This window comes from Thalassoglobus sp. (assembly GCF_048270125.1).
GTDB lineage: Bacteria > Planctomycetota > Planctomycetia > Planctomycetales > Planctomycetaceae > Thalassoglobus.
The window spans coordinates 219,516-237,681 of record NZ_JBLWTN010000002.1 but is presented as its reverse complement, the minus strand read 5'-3'; the positions used below and the strand labels follow the sequence as shown (position 1 = coordinate 237,681).

14 protein-coding genes are annotated in these 18,166 nt (G+C 49.9%); 8 read left to right on the top strand and 6 right to left on the bottom strand.

What is annotated here, in order from left to right; translation table 11 throughout:
- The first annotated feature begins 26 nt into the window (after window positions 1–26).
- Window positions 27–3,119: a DUF1553 domain-containing protein gene (locus ACN0YR_RS03270; RefSeq protein ID WP_417847765.1), complete on the top strand. Its 3,093-nt coding sequence runs from the start codon at window positions 27–29 to the stop codon at window positions 3,117–3,119.
- Between the two features lie 760 nt (window positions 3,120–3,879).
- On the opposite strand, the gene ACN0YR_RS03265 is transcribed toward ACN0YR_RS03270, so the two are convergent.
- Window positions 3,880–4,344, bottom strand: coding sequence for a hypothetical protein (locus tag ACN0YR_RS03265; protein ID WP_417847764.1), 465 nt, complete (start codon window positions 4,342–4,344; stop codon window positions 3,880–3,882).
- A gap of 482 nt (window positions 4,345–4,826) precedes the next feature.
- Between ACN0YR_RS03265 and ACN0YR_RS03260 the strand changes: the two genes are divergently transcribed.
- The 3 genes from ACN0YR_RS03260 to ACN0YR_RS03250 all read left to right on the top strand — a co-directional run bounded on the left by ACN0YR_RS03260 (window position 4,827) and on the right by ACN0YR_RS03250 (window position 6,945).
- Window positions 4,827–5,240 carry a TadE family protein gene (locus tag ACN0YR_RS03260; RefSeq protein ID WP_417847763.1) on the top strand — a complete coding sequence of 138 codons (414 nt, stop codon included), beginning with the start codon at window positions 4,827–4,829 and terminating at the stop codon, window positions 5,238–5,240.
- A 67-nt stretch (window positions 5,241–5,307) separates the two neighbouring features.
- Complete coding sequence (locus ACN0YR_RS03255; RefSeq protein ID WP_417847762.1) at window positions 5,308–6,486, top strand: VWA domain-containing protein; 1,179 nt, start codon at window positions 5,308–5,310, stop codon at window positions 6,484–6,486.
- Between the two features lie 30 nt (window positions 6,487–6,516).
- Window positions 6,517–6,945 (top strand): TadE/TadG family type IV pilus assembly protein, encoded by a 429-nt coding sequence (locus ACN0YR_RS03250; protein ID WP_417847761.1) that lies wholly within the window; start codon window positions 6,517–6,519, stop codon window positions 6,943–6,945.
- Window positions 6,946–7,021: 76 nt separating this feature from the next.
- On the opposite strand, the gene ACN0YR_RS03245 is transcribed toward ACN0YR_RS03250, so the two are convergent.
- On the bottom strand, window positions 7,022–8,209 hold the full coding sequence (locus tag ACN0YR_RS03245) for a ribonuclease D (protein ID WP_417847760.1): 1,188 nt from the start codon (window positions 8,207–8,209) through the stop codon (window positions 7,022–7,024).
- 304 nt (window positions 8,210–8,513) lie between these two features.
- On the opposite strand from ACN0YR_RS03245, the gene ACN0YR_RS03240 reads away from it, so the two are divergent.
- Window positions 8,514–9,467 carry an endonuclease/exonuclease/phosphatase family protein gene (locus ACN0YR_RS03240; protein ID WP_417847759.1) on the top strand — a complete coding sequence of 318 codons (954 nt, stop codon included), beginning with the start codon at window positions 8,514–8,516 and terminating at the stop codon, window positions 9,465–9,467.
- Window positions 9,468–9,768: 301 nt separating this feature from the next.
- Here the strand turns inward: ACN0YR_RS03240 and bioF are convergent, their stop codons facing one another.
- From bioF to ACN0YR_RS03220, 4 genes are all read right to left on the bottom strand, one after another.
- Window positions 9,769–10,944 carry an 8-amino-7-oxononanoate synthase gene (gene bioF, locus ACN0YR_RS03235; protein ID WP_417847758.1) on the bottom strand — a complete coding sequence of 392 codons (1,176 nt, stop codon included), beginning with the start codon at window positions 10,942–10,944 and terminating at the stop codon, window positions 9,769–9,771.
- Window positions 10,945–10,985: 41 nt separating this feature from the next.
- Complete coding sequence (locus ACN0YR_RS03230; RefSeq protein ID WP_417847757.1) at window positions 10,986–11,537, bottom strand: hypothetical protein; 552 nt, start codon at window positions 11,535–11,537, stop codon at window positions 10,986–10,988.
- A gap of 48 nt (window positions 11,538–11,585) precedes the next feature.
- Window positions 11,586–11,768, bottom strand: a complete 183-nt coding sequence (locus tag ACN0YR_RS03225; protein ID WP_417847756.1) for a CPXCG motif-containing cysteine-rich protein — start codon at window positions 11,766–11,768, stop codon at window positions 11,586–11,588.
- Window positions 11,769–11,936: 168 nt separating this feature from the next.
- Window positions 11,937–13,433: an alpha/beta hydrolase-fold protein gene (locus ACN0YR_RS03220; protein ID WP_417847755.1), complete on the bottom strand. Its 1,497-nt coding sequence runs from the start codon at window positions 13,431–13,433 to the stop codon at window positions 11,937–11,939.
- Window positions 13,434–13,851: 418 nt separating this feature from the next.
- Here ACN0YR_RS03220 and ACN0YR_RS03215 point away from each other — a divergent pair, with 418 nt between their 5' ends.
- The 3 genes from ACN0YR_RS03215 to ACN0YR_RS03205 all read left to right on the top strand — a co-directional run bounded on the left by ACN0YR_RS03215 (window position 13,852) and on the right by ACN0YR_RS03205 (window position 18,138).
- A complete protein-coding gene (locus tag ACN0YR_RS03215) occupies window positions 13,852–14,199 on the top strand; it encodes a hypothetical protein (RefSeq protein WP_417847754.1) in 348 nt (115 codons plus the stop codon).
- Between the two features lie 734 nt (window positions 14,200–14,933).
- A complete protein-coding gene (locus tag ACN0YR_RS03210) occupies window positions 14,934–15,485 on the top strand; it encodes an RNA polymerase sigma factor (protein WP_417847753.1) in 552 nt (183 codons plus the stop codon).
- Window positions 15,486–15,804: 319 nt separating this feature from the next.
- Window positions 15,805–18,138: a trypsin-like peptidase domain-containing protein gene (locus tag ACN0YR_RS03205; protein WP_417847752.1), complete on the top strand. Its 2,334-nt coding sequence runs from the start codon at window positions 15,805–15,807 to the stop codon at window positions 18,136–18,138.
- Window positions 18,139–18,166 lie beyond the last annotated feature (28 nt).

Sequence of the window (18,166 nt, the reverse complement as noted above, 5' to 3'; positions counted from 1 at the left end):
AGACGATTACTCAGAGTGTACAAACCATGAACTCTCCCGCTATCGCGAAAAAGTTGATCACCGTGGTCGCTCTCTTTGGAATTTTCATTGTCAGTACGCTGGCAAGCGGAGCAGAGAAAATTACGTTCAATCAAGACATCCGACCGATTCTTTCGGACCGATGTTTTCTCTGCCATGGACCAGATGCGGCAACCCGTGAAGCTGATTTGCGGTTAGATATCGAAGAAGAAGCGTTCAAAGCCCTGGAATTCGGTGCTGGCTCACACGTCATTAAGCCGGGAGATCCTCAACAGAGCGAAGTCTATTTGAGAATTTCGACCGATGATCCCGACTCGAAGATGCCACCGCCAAAGTCGAAAATCGAACTCACACAATCTCAGATTGACCTGATCCGCCAATGGATTCAAGAGGGAGCGAAATACGAAGGACACTGGGCTTTTCTTCCTCCCGTGAAAGCAGATTTTCCTCAAGTGGAACAGGAGGACTGGGTCCGCAACGAAATTGACAGGTTCGTCCTGAGACGAATTGAAGAACGTAAACTGCAACCCAACCCGGAAGCTGCTAAAGAAAAACTCCTGCGACGCGTCAGCTTCGACCTCACTGGCCTGCCACCAACTCTTGAAGAACTTGATGCGTTCGCTGCTGACACCTCTGAGAACGCCTACGAAAAGACTGTCGACCGATTGCTCGCATCAGAGGCATACGGAGAACGGATGGCATCCGACTGGCTTGATGTCGCGCGGTATAGCGATACGTATGGCTATCAAGTCGACCGGGACCGCCATGTCTGGCCCTGGAGAGACTGGGTCGTTCGTGCCTTCAACAAGAACATGCCGTACGATCAGTTCATCACCGAGCAACTCGCTGGCGACCTCTTACCGAACGCGACCGACGATCAAATTCTGGCGACCACATTCAACCGTCTCCATCCACAAAAAGTTGAAGGTGGCAGCACACCGGAAGAGTTTCGGATTGAGTATGTCGCAGATCGTACCCAAACATTCGGGACGGCGTTTTTAGGACTCACGCTCGAATGCTGCCGATGTCATGATCATAAATTCGATCCGATCACTCAAAGCGAGTATTACCAGTTCTCGGCGTTCTTCGACAATATCGACGAAGCAGGACTTTACTCCTTCTTCACCCCTGCGGTCCCCACTCCCACATTGCTTCTGGCAAACGATTCACAAAAGAAATCCATTGCTGATCTGAAAGCCTCGATCGCAGCTGAAGAAGACAAGCTCAAAGCGATTGCTGACACACAGCAGGCTGCATTCCAAACATGGCTCAAAGAGAAACCAGAGGTCTCTGCTCCTGTCCAAGGCGAGGTCGCATATCTCGATTTTGAAAAGGTTGACGGACGCAACAAGCAGGTAGAAGGAGTCTTCGGCAATGCAGCCCAGCTGACCGGTGACGATGTAATCGGAACCGAAGTCGGCAATTTCAACCGTGCTCAGCCGTTCTCCGTTTCTTTGTGGATGCTCACTCCTGATGTCAAAGACCGCGCGGTCATCTTTCATCGTTCCCGAGCCTGGACCGATGCCGGGAGTCGTGGATATCAACTGTTAATCGAAGAGGGCAAGCTGAGTGCTTCGCTGATCCATTTCTGGCCTGGAAACGCGATTCGAATTAAAACGAAAAATCAAATTCCAACCAAACAATGGCAACACGTTGTCATGACTTATGACGGTTCAAGTAGAGCTGCCGGCTTAAAGATTTTCATAGATGGAATGCCTGCTGAATGCGAAGTTGTTCGCGATAACCTCACCAAGCAAATTACAGGTGGCGGGGGTGATCACATTGCCATCGGAGAACGGTTTCGTGATCGCGGATTCACGAATGGACTGGTCGATGAGTTCCGAGTCTTTGATCGTCGACTCACCAGACAAGAAGTTGGCCTGTTAAGCCAACGCTCCAACGACGTCGACACAAAGGAGAGGCATTCTGAAGTCGAACTGTACGAGACTTACCTGAACACTGTCGACGAAGCATATCGAGCACAACTCGAAACAGTTCTAAAGAAGAGAAGCGAACTCAACACGCTCATCGATGGCATTGCAGAGATCATGGTGATGCGTGAGCTGGAACAGAAGAAGCCGACTTACCGACTTGCGCGAGGTGCTTACGATGCCCCCGCTGAAAAAGTTACAGCACAGACTCCGACTGCTTTCTTCCCTCTTCCCGACGACGAGACTCCCAATCGGCTCACGCTTTCGAAATGGCTCACCTCCCCCGAGCATCCATTGACCTCACGGGTCGCAGTGAACCGGATTTGGCAAATGCTTTTCGGTCAGGGATTAGTGAGAACGCCCGAAGATTTTGGGAGTCAGGGAGAATTGCCGACGCATCCAGAACTTCTCGATTGGTTAGCGGTCAACTTTATTGAAAACGGTTGGGACACGAAGCAACTGATCAAACAGATTGTCATGTCGGCAACGTACCGCCAATCTTCAGATGCCACACCATTCGCATTGCAGACAGATCCAGAAAACCGACGACTCTCCCGCGCTCCCAACTACCGTCTGCCTGCTGAGATGTTGCGAGACAACGCACTCGCTGTAAGTGGACTCCTCGTCCAAAAACAGGGTGGGTCGCCAGCAAAACCGTACGAAGTCGAGGTCTCCTTTAAGCCGACAACACGATCCAAAGGAGAAGGCCTGTATCGCCGCAGCTTGTACACTTACTGGAAACGAACCGGCCCCGCTCCAGTGATGATGACGCTCGATGCTTCGAAGCGTGAAGTCTGCCGAGTCAAACGCGAACAAACCTCGTCACCACTTCAGGCCTTCGTGATGCTCAACGGTCCGCAATTCGTGGAAGCCAGCCGCGGTTTAGCTCAACGACTGATTCACAAAAATGGTGACGATGTTGAGAAAAGTCTGGTCGACATGTTCCGCACCCTCACCAGTCGGCAACCGACCGATGAAGAACTCGACGTGCTGAAAAATTTGTATGAGTCACAACGCAAATCATTCTCTCAGCATCCGCAACAAGCGAAGGATTACCTGACCGTCGGGGACCTCAAACCAGACGAAACTCTCGACCCATCACATCTGGCTGCCATGACCACTGTCGCCAACGCCCTGCTGAACTTCGATGAATGCGTCATCAAACGCTGAAAAGTGAGCCCCTGTGAGACACAACAATTCTGGAACTGAAAAAAGGCCTCTTGATTGATCCTGCCCCTTCGGGGTACAATATGTCCATGCACCAGCTCTTGGCTAGTTTCTGTTCCTTGCTGATCCTCCTTACGGGGTTCCCCCTGTTTGGCGTGGAGACAGAAATATCGTGCATGGATGGATCCTCGGCTGGACACCAAATTCTCGGCACAATCAGCAACAACGAGCCTAGCGATGCTGAGGCAGGTAGCTGTTGTTCTAGCGATGCAGGTGGCTGTACGAGCTCCTGTTGTGGTAGCAGTTTCAAATCGATTTTGACAAGCTTCACAAAAAATCGTGATTCCCAGCAATGTTGTGCTGTGGTCTTACATGATACAGAATCACGTCATTCAGCAACTCAAAGTGCCGCACTCAGTGACTTCACTCTCAATGTGTCAACACTGAGCGACAACATGTTGCAGAATCTGCAACAGTCTGAGAGTTCCGATTCACCTCAGGCGCCTGAATCCTCATCGGACTGCCCTTGTTCGACCGGAGATTGTTGTTGTTCGACAAGTACATCGATTTCATTTCTCGAAACTCAAACGTCACCCGCTTCAACCATCGTAATCAGTCATATCGACTTGGATAGCGATGCTCTACAGAGCCGTGGTGAGCACCCTTCTCCTCCACCTCCGAGAGTGTGAACGCAAGAGACTTTTCGTCCGTTCGCGCATGCGAATGACTTTGCGTTTTTTGAGCCAAACTGATGGCTCACCAATCACATTTTCTGGAGATATTCCATGTTACGCCAATTACTGGTTCTAAGTTCCGTTGCCTTCCTGGCAGCGATGATTTCACTCGGCATGAACTCAACAACTGTTGCGGGAACTGCAACACCTTGTGTGAGTTGCGTTGATTGCTCCTGTACCGATTGCGGTAGCTGTTCCGCTTGCACTGCAGGTTTGCCCTGCTGTGCTGAAGGAAGCGAATGCTGTGACGCGGCGAGTGAGTGCTGCGTTACCGCAACTGCCGACTGCTGCGTTCCAGGCGCACTCTGCTGCGTTGCTGATGCTCCATGCTGTGAGGAAAGCTCCGCGGCATGCTGCGTTGGTGGAGCTTGCTGCAAGTAAGGAACCTTCCAGCAATCAACGCCAGCAATGAACGATTGTGACAGGCCTTGAGAGGACAAAGTCAGGTATTCGTACCAGTCCTTAAGAGCGAACTGAAAGCGAATCGTTCTCAATTCTCTTTTCCTCCTCCAGATCCACCGTGGATCTGGAGGAGGATTTTTTTTATTGAAACGCCAGTAGCTGACTTGAAGTTGGCCTTTGTGATTTGCATTGTGGCGATCCGTTCATGAAACCATGAACGTGACCATCACGAGCACGACAAGCATCGAACGGGACAAGCATTCAACATGCTCGAACCTGGAATCTGAAATCCAGAGAGCGAACCACCCAATGATGCCAAAATGCAACGCGTCGACAGAAAACGCAACGTGCGCGTAATTCCGATGTTCCCTTTCCTGAACCTCATAGAATTCAAGACTTTCTAGTTTTGTGTTCAGCACAAAATAAATTGAGATAAGTTTTTACTCTGGAGCACGATCAGCATTGAAGTACGCATTCTATCTCGTGGGGGTCAGCCATGAAGTTCAGAAAGTGATCTTCACCGACGCGAAAAGCGTTGAAAGCTCTGGAATTCCTCAGAAAGCGGCTCGAATTCATGTATCGAAGAACATCTCAACAAGTAAAGGTTCCACCTCGTTGTGGATTGGCTGCGGTCGAGTTTGCCCTTTCGCTTCCGCTACTAATGATTCTGATCTTTGGATCGATTGAAGCATCCAATGCCATCTTCCTGAGACAGGCGATGACAATCACCGCGTTTGAGACAGCACAAATCGCCTCGTCAGTAGGCGGGACTGAAGCAGAAGCAAAATTACGCGGGAATGAACTTCTCACGACGTTCAACATTCAGGATGCCACGATTGATATTCAGCCATCGATCGACTCGACCATTGCACGCGGAACTCCGATGAGAGTGGAGATCACTGCCCCATCCAAAGCGAATTCTATTGGGCCAGCGTGGTTCCTCAAAGAAATTATGTACAAGCGTGTCTTTACGATGTATCGCCTGTAGAGAATTGAAATTCCAGACAGCCAAACGATCACCTCAGTCACTTCGCTCCAATCTGAGAACTTGACGAATGCGAATTCGACAAAAAAAACAAGGCCACAACCAACAACCTCGCAAAGGAGCGATGCTGATCTTCGTGCTGGCACTGCTCGTCGTTGTTCTGGCAATGGTGGTTTTCAGCGTCGACATTGCATTCATGCAACTGGCGAGAACTGAGTTACACGCTGTGACCGATGCTGCCGCGAAGGCTGCTGCAGGAGAACTGGCGAATACAAACGGGGACAAAGTCAAAGCGATTGAAGCCGGAATCCGAATCGCAAATCTGAACGAAGTCGCAGGAAAGCCATTAAAACTCATCGAATCCGATTTTGAATTCGGTCAATCGGTCAAACAGACAGATGGAAGCTGGCTGTTTCAACCGAATGCAATTCCGTACACAGCTGTCCGTGTTACAGGAGCGAAGGTCTCTGGCTCGGCCTCTGGTCCGGTTAATCTTTTCTTTGCCCCGATTTTCGGCCAAAACGTTTTCTCACCCACTCATGTTTCGATCGCATCCGAGTTTGATCAAGATCTCGTTCTGGTCATCGACCGATCCCATTCCATGTGCTTCGATGAATCTGGAGTTGACTGGAACTACCCGGACGGAGTTGACGAAGAAAACACTTACTATGCACCACCTCATCCCACCCAAAGCCGCTGGGCCAAATTGAGCTCCGCAATAAACACTTTTCTAGTAACAGTCAAAACTATCGAAATCCCGCCCCATGTCGCATTGGTGACCTGGGCTTCGAAGTTCGGTCCTGGTTCAAATGAAGCCAATGAAACCGGACAGACATGGCCCGCTGTCAGTCGAGACGTTGATTTAGGAACGGACTACGATGGTATCGAAAATATCATTGAGCAACGTGGTTCGAACACGATGGTCGGTGCTACAAATCTCGCTGCGGGAATTGATGAAGGAGTTGCCGTTCTGATCTCACAAAGCCGGGCTGATGCCAAAAGATCATTGATTGTGATGACGGATGGTCAGTGGAACACCGGACGACATCCGGTTGATGCCGCCGAGGACGCCAACAGTTACGGAATCACCATCTACACAATCACCTTTCTCGATAAGGCGGATCAGTCGACGATGCAACAGGTCGCAGAAGCAACCGGTGGAAGACATTATCATGCATCGAACGCAGACCAGTTGCAGGCAATCTTTGATGAACTGGCAAGATCACTTCCGGTTGCATTGACCAAGTGAACGCACCTCAAAACAAAGCAGTCGTGCCCGATGAAAAGAACGTCACAAAACACGAGTACCGAACGTCACGCCCGGCGTGGTGTGGCGATCGTCGAGTTTGCCTTGATGGCGCCGGTGGCGTTAATGATTACTTTCGCACTGATTGAATTCTCACGCGTCAACATGATTCGCAACACCGCACAAAACGCAGCCTATGAAGGAGCGCGTGCCGCAATCATTCCTGGGGGAAATGCCGCCACAGCCAAAGAGAGTGCAGAAGAGGTTCTCGCCACGATCCGGGTCAAAGAGGCAACCGTCACCGTCGACCCGAACACCATTACGAATACGACTCCTCAAATCACAGTGACGATTTCGATCCCTCTCGGAAAGAATATGTGGCTTGCTCCAAGCTACGTCATGGACCAGACGATGGTCAGATCTTGCGAACTGAATCGAGAGTCAACCCAAAGCGGATTCTGAAAAGGGCTCTTCTTCTCAAAACGCCATTCAGACTTTCAGAGATCGCATGCGCGATCCGTCTCGCGGAGTTCGCGACTCAACTTGCTGTGCGATCAACATCGAAGCTGAGCGGGTTTTCGGACCGTGGATCGACAACACGTAACGACACGTTTCCATCCAGAACGTCGGTCAAAATTTTCCCGCAAACCTCTCCTCGCCAGCCTTCGAGAAGCTTCGGTGTTTTCCCCCGCTGATTGTCGAAGACATGCCAGCGGACAAGTTCCTTCAAATCAGAAGTCGTCCCGACAAGCGGCATCGAGATCCCCAATTCCTGACAGCGATTCGCGAGTGCTAAGCCTAAAATCCTCGCGAGAACTTCATCCTGTGAGGGGTACTGTTTACCCTTTTGCTTTGGAGGCAAATCTTCCTCAGCGATCTGAATCGCCTGTTTAATCACGGATAGAATTTCTTCAGCATGCTGCTGGTAGTCGCGACGGTTCATGTCGCGAACCATGTTGAGGTCTTTCAACGTTTTCGGCTGCCGCTTGGCAACATCGATTAGCAGGTCATCGCGGAGGACTCTGCGAGGCGGCTTATTCTTTTCGAAAGCAATCTGGTCTCGCCACTGAAACAACGCTTTCGCAGTTGCCATGTCGCGTCGACTCAAGCGAGAGAAGCCCGAGAGTCGCAGCCACCCTTCTCGCTGTTCCTCAGCGAACACATCTTCCACGAATCGTTCAAATTCAGCTTCAGCCCAGGAGAGTCGATTCAACTCATTCAGCGATTGTTGCTGAGTCTCCCAGATTTCAATCAGATGGTGTACATCTTCAAGAGCGTATTGAATTTGCTTCTCGGCAAGTGGTCGACGTTCCCAGTCGGTTCGCGTTTCTTTGCCATGCTTCACCGACGTATTCAAGACACGGTTCACCAAATTCGTGTGAGAGATTGGAAAGCCGCGTGAACGGAGCCCTTCGGCAATTTGCACATCGAGCAATTTTCGTGGACGCTTATGAATTGCGAACTGGCAGAAGCGTACTTCTTCACGCCCGCCATGGATCACGACTGTCGTTTTGTCGTCCGCCATGATTTCCCACCACATTGAGAGATCAGTGACTTCGAACGGGTCGACGCCCGCAATCACATCGTCAAAGGCGAACTGCAACAAGCAAAGCCTAGGTCGATAGTACGACTCTGAGGAGAACTCTGTGTCAAAAGCAACAATGCCCGCTTGCTCGATTTTTTCGCAAAGTTGATCGAAGTCGGACTGGCGAGTAATGAGTGTCACGGGAATAGTTTCGGTCGGAAGTGATGTCGAACAGGAGGGCGACTCGCCTCAGAGTAGGAAAGTGTGCAATTCTTGGCAACATTTCCAGCCGATCTTTCACAAAGACTTATGCGAAGAAACGGGATTCATCAACCGGCATCTCTCATGCCCGTCACTACGGAAACTCCCTTTCAGCACCTGTCAGGGGCTGCGAGGAACATTTTCAAAAGCATGCAGACAACGTACAGTGGTGATGGAGCAAACGGACAAAACCTTGCTCCAGTATAGAAAATTTCAGTTCAAGCAATAATCCAAAGTACGGACGATGATCCAAATGTTTACGCGATATCAATGCCTGGCACTTCTGATTCTGCTCACATTCACTGGGAGTTCAGTAGCTGACGAGCCTCAAACTCTCCGAGTGATGACATTTAATCTCTGGGTTGGAGGAGAAGCGGGAGGTCAGCCGCTTTCCAAAAGTGCGGAAGTCATTCAAAAAGCCGGAGCCGATGTCGTGGGACTCCAAGAAACTGCGGGAAGGGCGCGAGCAGGAACTCGCCTGGATCGAGCAGAAGAACTGGCTGAGATTCTCGGATGGAATTACCTCAACCAAAACGGACGAACCGCAATCATCAGCCGCTTTCCGATTCTCAGATCGACTCCAAACAAATGGGGAGCGGAAATCCAGCTTCCATCGAAACAAACAATTTTCATGTTTAACGCCCATCTTGCCCATGCACCGTATCAACCGTACCAACTTCTGAATATCCCCTACCATAACGGGGCATTTCTAAAGACCGAACAGGAAGCCATCGCAGCAGCCAAGTCCGCACGAGGAGAGCAAGTGCAGCAGCTACTTTCTGAAATCAACGCGTTTCAAAAGTTGAACCTTCCGATGTTTGTCACCGGCGATTTTAACGAACCGTCACACCTCGACTGGACTGCTGAGGCTGTCGAAGCAGAGCAGTCTCCCATATCCGTCCGCTGGCCCAGTACGGACGCGGTCCTGGCTGCCGGCTTTGTGGATGGGTATCGCGTTGCTCATCCCGACCCTGTCAAAAAACGAGGTTTAACATGGACTCCACTCACCAAAGAGACCGACCCGAAAGACCGCCACGACCGAATCGATTTCGTAATGTGCTCAACGAAAAGAACGCGCGTGACCGAGGCAAAAGTGATTGGGGAATCAAAACAGTACGCGGACATCATAGTTGAGAACTATCCGTCGGATCATCGCGCAGTAGTTGTTGAAGTGAAACTGATCGACGAACCGAAATAATCTTCCACTCACGTGAAGCGGTCTCGTCAGAAGTCTTCGCATTCATAAAATCCCCCCCGTCTCCAGAAAAGAGAGGAGCGGTAGATCCACATCAATCGTTAATGCATCTTGCGAATTGATTATTACGTTCTGCCTCGTGGCGAATGGCGGTTTTGTTAGAGCATCTTTCGAATTGGTTTGCAGGATCTGCCTCGTGGCTAACAGCATTTCACTAGCGAAATGCGTTCTTCACGGGCACACGGTAGAGCAAACTGCTCTAGAGCAACGAGTTCTTCACGGACACACGGTAGTACAAGGTAATCTATCGATTGCCGCGCACTTTGTGAAAGTTCTCCAGTAAGCAGCGAAGCCCAGCCTCTTCATGGGCTGAGCTAATCGAAATCCGTAAACGCGCTGTCCCTTTGGAGACTGTCGGTGGGCGAATTGCAGCAACAAGAACTCCGAGTGTTTGAAGCTCAGTGGCCAGATGGATGGCCCGCTCTGCCTCGCCCACAATCACGGGGATAATCGGACCGACCACGCTTTCTGGAACTGTCCAACCTTGTGACTGAAGCTGGAGCTTGATGCTCTCTGATCGGGAAAGTAAGTCTCTCCGCCGTCGTGGTTGGTTCTGAATTCTCTCCAGCGCGGCAAGTGCAGCCGCGCAAAGAACTGGCGAAAGTGCTGTCGAAAACATGCTGGTGCGCGACGTGTTCCACAGCCAGTCACACAAGATCCTGGAACCTGCCACAAATCCACCTTGGGCGCCGACAGCTTTACTAAGTGTCCCGACAGAAACGATGTTCTCCGATTTCACTTGTTGAGCTTCCAGCAAGCCCGACCCCCGCTCTCCGAAAACTCCCGTCGCATGAGCTTCATCAACCAGGAGCATCGCGTCAAACTCCTCAGCAAGTTTTGCAAGATCGCTCAAAGGAGCCACATCTCCGTCCATGCTGAAGAGTGAATCAGTAACGATCAGCCGTCTCCGAAAATCACCAGACTTCTCTAATTCCTTGCGAAGGGTCGAGAGTTCGCAATGCGGATAAACACGAAAACGAGCCCGCGAATGCCTTGCTCCATCGATTAAGCTGGCATGGTTGAGTCGGTCGCAGAAGATAACATCTTCAGGACCGACCAAAGATGTCACCGTCCCGAAATTGGCTGCGAATCCGGTCGGAAACAGAATCGCAGCTTCCGTCCCCTTGAACTCGGCGAGTCGTTCTTCCAGCTTAGAATGTAATGGCGTGTGACCAGTCACGAGCGCACTGGCTCGGGCTCCAACTCCAGTTCCACTTTTCAGTTCATTCTTCACGGCAGTCATGACCACTGGGTCATCTGCCAAACCGAGATAGTCGTTCCCGGAGAAATTCCACAACACCTGACCGTCAACTTCACATCGCCCCCCCGAGAGCGGTTGAACCTTCCTTCGCGCCCGAACGAGTGATCGCTCTTCCAGCGAGTGGAGCTCGTCAGCGATCCAGTCAAACGGAGAAGTCATACTCTCGGTCATTGAAGATGATGATGAAACACGAAAGTGTTCTAAGAAACTTGGGTGTCGTCCAGACCGCGTTCTTTCCTCACCTTGAGGACTTCCTGATAAACGGAATCGACCACACCGGAGTTCTCAGTAATTGCGAAGTACTGAATAACATTGACCAAAAGATTCGCCAGCAGCAAGCTGAGAGCGAGCGTAAAGTGAATTGTCGCTCCGTATTCCATTTGCGTGTTTGAAGCAGGGTCAGCGATGGCTCCGAAGGCTCCAGTGATCAGAATCAAACAAAGGCAGAGCATCATTCCCGGAAGCACTTTGTATTTCAGCTTCATATTATGACTGCGGGCATCACCATCAAAATGATAGGCCTCACTCGTTTCCTGAATCCAGCGGCCTGTCCCCATGAAGTACGTCAGCACGAGTGCATGTACAAACAGAACAAACGATGACGTCGCCAAAGCAAACAGGAAGTGGAAGGAGACTCCTTGCCGTGCAACCTCAGAAAGTGAACTGGCATCCTCGATCCGCCATCCCAGCCAAATCGTGACCAGAAGTGCCACGTTTCCAAGACTGGCTACAAACAGAAAAATCTGGTTCACTTGTTTCTCCAGAAGCCATGTGACTTCATTCGTAATTGACGTCTGAAATTATTCTCGCTCAGCCCGACAGTAAACTTCGCCATCGGGCTGGATTTCAACTCGAATCACCATCGGGCAACAACAGACAGGACAGTCTTCAATAAACTCCTGATCCCGACCTTGAGTCAGATCAACAGGAATCACGACTTCTTCGCCGCATGATGCGCAGATGTAACTCGCTTCTTCATTCATGGCGTCGGCTGCAATGATCGAGGGTCATATGATCCGGGGACGAGCATCGGTGCATTCAGTCTTTGTCGACTGGGTGGTCTGACACTTCGCAGCATGGATCATTTCAGATGATGATAATCAGCAAAGCGAAAGATCGGCACACTCAGCGATGACATTCTCAATAATCGATTATTCAAAGTCTTTCGCATTCCGATGTTCAAGATACTGAATCGCAATTTCTTCTTCGATCTTTTGAGAAAGGCCGTTAGCGAACAGGTCGAAATGAGTCTTTCCAGGCAGAATCACCACATTGGCATCGCTGCCCAGGTCTGCGAGCGTTTCTTTTACGAGCATCGTTGCTCCCTCAAGATAGAAGGTGTCCTGATCGCCCATGTAGATGTGAATTTTCCCCGCGAGAGCAGGTGCTAACGCTTTCCAATTTCTTTTGAGAAGGAGATTGATGTCATATTTCTCCCAACTTCGAGCCACTGCGTCATCGATCTCACCGGTCTCTCGATCCCATAATCGATAAGGAAGACCATTCGCGTCACGTCCGCTAAAAACAGCTTCGAAACTTTCCAACTGTCCACCATAGCCAAGGACATCTTCCATATGAGCAAAATTATCGTACCACAGCACAATCCGCCCATTCATACGGGCCAAAGGACGTCGTTTCCCGTCGCTATCAATGAACATATTTTCACTGGGCTCATAGAGATTGATTTGCTGAAAGTCTCGAAAGTCGACCGGATCGGGCGCGGTACTCCATGTGCCACCAAAGAACTTCGGTGAGTTCACCAGAACCCATAGTGAACTCCACCCTCCCGAGGAGTGCCCCGTCAGAAAACGCCCATATGGACGGGCATCGGTGCGAAATTGCCGATCAATCTCCGGAATCAACTCCTGAACCAGTGCATCTCCGTAAGGACCGTTATTCGCCGAGTTTGCAAAAACATGATGGCCACGCGGGCAACTGGGATCGAGCATCACCTTGATAAAGTCGACGCCCTGCTCGTTCAAGCGAGGCTGAGAATGCCGCTCGAGTTGCCGATCCACATGCGTCCCGCCAAAGCCTGGAATTTCGTAAATAACGGGATACCTTTTCTTTGTGTCTGTTTCATACCCCTCTGGGACCGTCACAGTGGCGTGCATCTCAACGGACCGCCCATGAAAATCACTCAGCAACCTGGACTTAATCGTCACAACTTTCGACCGGGCTGAAAGTTGCGGTCTCCCTTTCTTAACGATGTTCACAATCGGCAAGGTCACTTTCGGATCGTTTGCGAGGCGGACGACATTGCTGTATCCATTTCCAACCCCTGTGCCAACATTTCGCTCATAGGGATTCAGTCTGACCACTGCCTGAGCAGAAAGACCATTCAAATCTTTGCTACTTAGCGACTTAGGATATTTTCGCACCCTTGGATCTGTCAGCGAAATTTCTAACGACGTCCCAGGCGACCAGTCTTCGACATCCACTGAAACGAAGGGTTCAGGGTTGAACCAGTTCGGGCCTAGGCGAGGCTCACGATCCCCTTTGCTAAAGAAGAGAACGACCCGTCCCGAGTAGTTCTGGGAAAAAACTTTCTCGTCGAGCCGAACCTCAAATCTTCTCGAATCCGCGGCAGCAAAGGAGTTGACCCCACAGGACAGCAGAACCAGTAACATCAATGATAGTCGAAACATAGGTCATCCCGCAGGACAGCAATAAAAGGAAAATCAGAACAGAACTCTGGGTTCAATTCGAAACGAATTCTCATCTCGGGTAAGAAAATCTATAAAATGTTATCAAAAATGACGAACCTTTTTGATACACCGGAAGTCAACAGACGTAGAGAAAGGTGCGTGGATTGCAAATGGACTCAGCTTCCTGCAATATTGTACGCATCGTATCTCACCTTCTCACTCAGGCCTAATTACTGAGGCGAGATTTTTTGCTCCAGGTTACGACATCCATTTGAGCTTACGAAGAAAAGCGTAAGAATGAGACAGACTGACCAGCGAGCACTTCAACAGCTCAAATCCTGAGCTGAATTGTGTTTCCCAGAGATCTGCGAAGAACTTGCAGATCAACGACGGCGACGAAGTCGCAACAGGTGCAACAATGACACAGCGCATCATGACAAACGGCATGGAAATCAACGGAACAACTGGAACAGTCAATACGACTGTCGCCCAGATGGTCACCGTCGTCGCCGTTCGTGATCTCTGTGTCAACGTACGTACCAAGCGTAAAAGTCGCAGAGAGAACCAATGCGTTGATTCGTATTGTGACCCCGGGAAACGGCTATCTAAATCCTCAGGAGCAATAAAGCAGGACAGTTCTTGGCAACAGTCCTGTCTACATTCCTCCGACGGAGCACTACTACGGCATGCCGGTGATCTCCCGGCGGCAGCGTGGGCATCGCTCGTGATTAGTCGAGCGAATTCCTACGGCGCAGTTTCCTTATGACACTGAGCTGAAACCCCGTCGACCTTGTCGACGCTTTCAATTCGGTCTCACTGGTAAGTGCCAACCGCGGGGATTCACACATCTCGAGAGATGTGCAGTTTCTTCCCGCGATTCGATTGGTAATTTCTTACCAGATTTGATTTGGAATCCGCCTCAGACTGCAAGCACCATTCCGCTTACAGAACCGGCCCATTCCAAGTTTCCAGGATTCAGTCCGTGAGACATGCTCTCGAGAATCTCGAAGCGATAACGTCACACGGGTTCTTATTTTCACATTCTTATCCACCATTAGATAAAGGTTACTTCATGAATTCATTCGTCAAAGCCTATTCCGTTAGCAAGCGTCTCGTCTCTATGCCATGCGTACTACGGCGAGGATGTGATGTCGACCTGATTTGTTGTGCTCATGCACTCACAGGAAGACACAGCCAGTGGACAAAGAGGTACGACCCTTTTTACTAACAGACACAAAGAGACCGACTCCGGTGACTCTCCAAACTGCCCCTGAACCCAGCTTTGAAATTCCAAACTCCTAAACAGAGTTTTCATTGCGACAGTTTCAGGTGATTCTAGAGCATCTTTCGATTTGCTTTGCGGGATCAGCCTCGTGGCGAACAGCATTTTTTACCAGAGAAATGCGTTCTTCACGGGCACACGGTAGAGCAAACTGCTCTAAAAGGGGATCAGGTGATATGGAGTCGTCTCATAGTTGCCCCACGAGGGGGAGACGATATATGACCGATACATTAAACGTTGAATTGGTGCTTCAAGCACAAGCTGGCGACCGAGATGCCTTTGGCGAATTGGTGAAAGAGTACGAAGGCATTGTCTTTGCAGTCATCTTTCGTCGATTGCGAAATCGATCGGAAACACTCGAAGTGACACAGGAAGTCTTCTTGCGAGCAATGCGAAAAATTGATCAGCTGCGCGAGCCGGAACGCTTCGTCGGCTGGTTGAAGCGAATCGCAGTTCGCATGGCGATCAACCGAGCAGTCCGTCGACCACGGGAGACAATGCAGGACCCTGAATTGTTCGGCGGCGTATCCGCTGTCCACCAGGCTCCTCTCGACGATGTCCTGCAATCCGAAGAGGCCGGCCAAGTTCGAGACGGCTTGTACCAGTTACGACCACTCGATCGTGAAACGTTACTCGCCTTCTACTTTGAAGGTCAGTCACTCAAAGAAATGAGTGTTCGTTTCGCGAGTCCTATTGGGACAATCAAACGACGACTCCACACCGCCCGAGGCCGTTTGCGAGAAGCTCTCTGCGATTTGCAACCCGCCTGAGCGATCACCCTTAAACAGATGAGGTTCAACCCTCTCAGTAATAATCTGTCACCCACCTTGCCCGTTGAAGTGTTCCAAAGAACATTCCAACGGGCTTTTTTATTTTAAGAATCATGTAATATCACTGTAAACCTGTCCAAATTTCTTTTGGTATTCAAACAACATCTCGGCACAAGAAATACCTGCCCCCTTCTTGATTACGGAGGTAATACAATTTTTCAGTTGAAACATCTCGTGTAATCAGCCAAAATTGAAACTACAAAGAACACAATGCTGCGTTGTGATTTTTCATCTTAGCATTCAGTCAGGGCCACAAATCATGCCTCCTAAACGTCCCCCTAACACCCCTAATAAGAACAGTACGGGCAAACCACCTGTAAGAGAAAAGAGAAAACCGCAAAGGAAATCCTCCGGCCTGAACCAGGTCTCTCCTCTAGTATTAATCGGATCCTGCATCCTTGGAAGTTTTCTGGCAGTGGTTGCCGGAATCCTTATCACGGGTGGCTTCCAATCCAAAACTGATGAGAGAGTCGCTGCTCCCCAAGCAATCAATGAAAACGAACCTCCCCCTCATGCTGATGTCAATCAGCAGGACATGGGGAGCGCGTCGGAGTCTAGTTCTCACGCCTCAGCCAACAATTCGGAGTTGCCACAGATTCCGCCCCCGAAAGTGGCTACGCAAAGTCACTCGAAGGCAGATGAGAAGTCAGTACCTAACCCTGACGAAAAGAACACTGCGGACAGTTCCTCCACTCCGGCACCACCGATATCGCAGACCCGTCCTCCAATCGATACGAATGCAAATGAAGAAATTGCAGAAGAGCAGACATCGACAGCTTCTGACGGGCTGATTGAGCGAGTTAAAGATGAGGTGGCAGTTCTCCCTCCACCGATTCCACAAGTCTTGACCGAAATCAGCAGCAGCGCCTTCTCCTCAGCACGGAAAGCTTTCAAACAACAGACTTCCGCAAGAAATGCTTTTATTTTATATGAAGCATTTTCCAAGAGCTACGAATTTGACGAATTCCAACTAGAACGTGTTAATGAAGAGCTCGCTGAATGGCGGGATCGGTCTGAAAAGAATTTGTATAGGCTAGGGACCCAATGGGTCACCAAAGATGTCCGTGACAAAGCTGTCGCAGAAGGGAATCAAATCATCGAGGCTGGATTAAATGCAATCAGCGCTGGCAACATAGAAGGTGCAGTTGCTCTATTCGAGCAAGCAAGTCGCGCCAATCCAAATGGAATTCGCGCAGACTACATGATTGGATTGATTTACTCGCTTCCATTTTCAAACACAATCGGACCAAAAAACGCACAAGAACATTTTGAACGAGTCGTGCGTCGGAACCCTACTCATGGCGCTGCCCTAAACAGTCTAGGTATCGCTCAAGTCAAACAAAATGACTACCTGAATGCATTCCACTCTTTTCGAATGGCTTCGGAAGTCTTGCCCAAATGCCCAGAAGTCATTCACAATTTGAGTCGTGTAATATCGCTAACAAAGCGAAAACGACTTTCTCCTACAGAACAAATTCTCCAAAAATATGAATCCTTGTTTGCAGAACTCGTCGCTTCTGAAAAATCCCAGCATATTGGCGAAAATACAGGGTGGCTACATATGCCTCCAGTATTTGACCAAGAGGAACGTGACGAGAAGCTGATTCCGAATCAAGCTAAGGATGAAGTAGCAACAGCGTTCATAAAATTGGGGTCAGGGTCGGGCTTCTTGGTAAAACCAAATTACTACCTGACGAACCGCCATGTTGCTGTCCACGGCGACTTGGGTGTGGCAGACAAAATCGGAGTCATCATTTCTTCTCCTGGTGGCGATACAGAAGAGAAATTCGGCCAAGTAGTAGCAGTCTCAAAAGATGTTGACCTTGCATTATTGCATGTCGCAGAATCTAAGGGGACACCACTGCCTCTCTTAGACGTAACCACCCCACTAGCAAGCGACGTGCTGATATTGGGCTACCCTCTACCTGCTATGTTTGGGAGCCAGTTAAAAGCAACGCAAGGAATCGTCTCGGGGCTTCCTGATCAGTCGAGAAGGGATAGTGCCCCGTACTACTTCTTTGATGCAATCGCAGATCACGGAAACAGCGGGGGGCCAATTCTTGATCGCCAAGGGCGTGTAGCCTCAATTCTAACAATAGGAATTCCAGACTATTACCACGGAACTAAAATTGAAGCCAAATTTACTGGCGGAGTGCCGTCAATTGATGCGATCAAGTTCCTCAAGAAACACTTAGATGATTTCCCACCTGACGAGATCGTCGCCCATGAAAAGCAGGAATGGGCTGACCTTGTTGCCAAATACTCGCAAGGAATTGTAAAGGTCCAAGTCTACTACAAATCAGGAGTCCCAAACGTTGCAAAAGCCGATGCGAGGTCGCCTGAAGGATACAACGTCCTTGAAGATAAAACCTGCATTCGCTGCTCTGGAAGAGCACTCCTCCAATGCAATGTGAAGGGGTGTGTGAACGGAAAAATCACTCAAACGAGTTTCCGTTCTGGTTCTGTTGGCCTTGGGAACAACCGTAAAATTGCCAGGGTGCCAGTTTACAATTCGATTGATTGCAGGAATTGCAGAAATGGACTCATCAAGTGTCCAGATTGCAAAGATGGTTTGGACTTAGATCTACAATAAAGACAACGAGCACCGCAGGACTTACCCT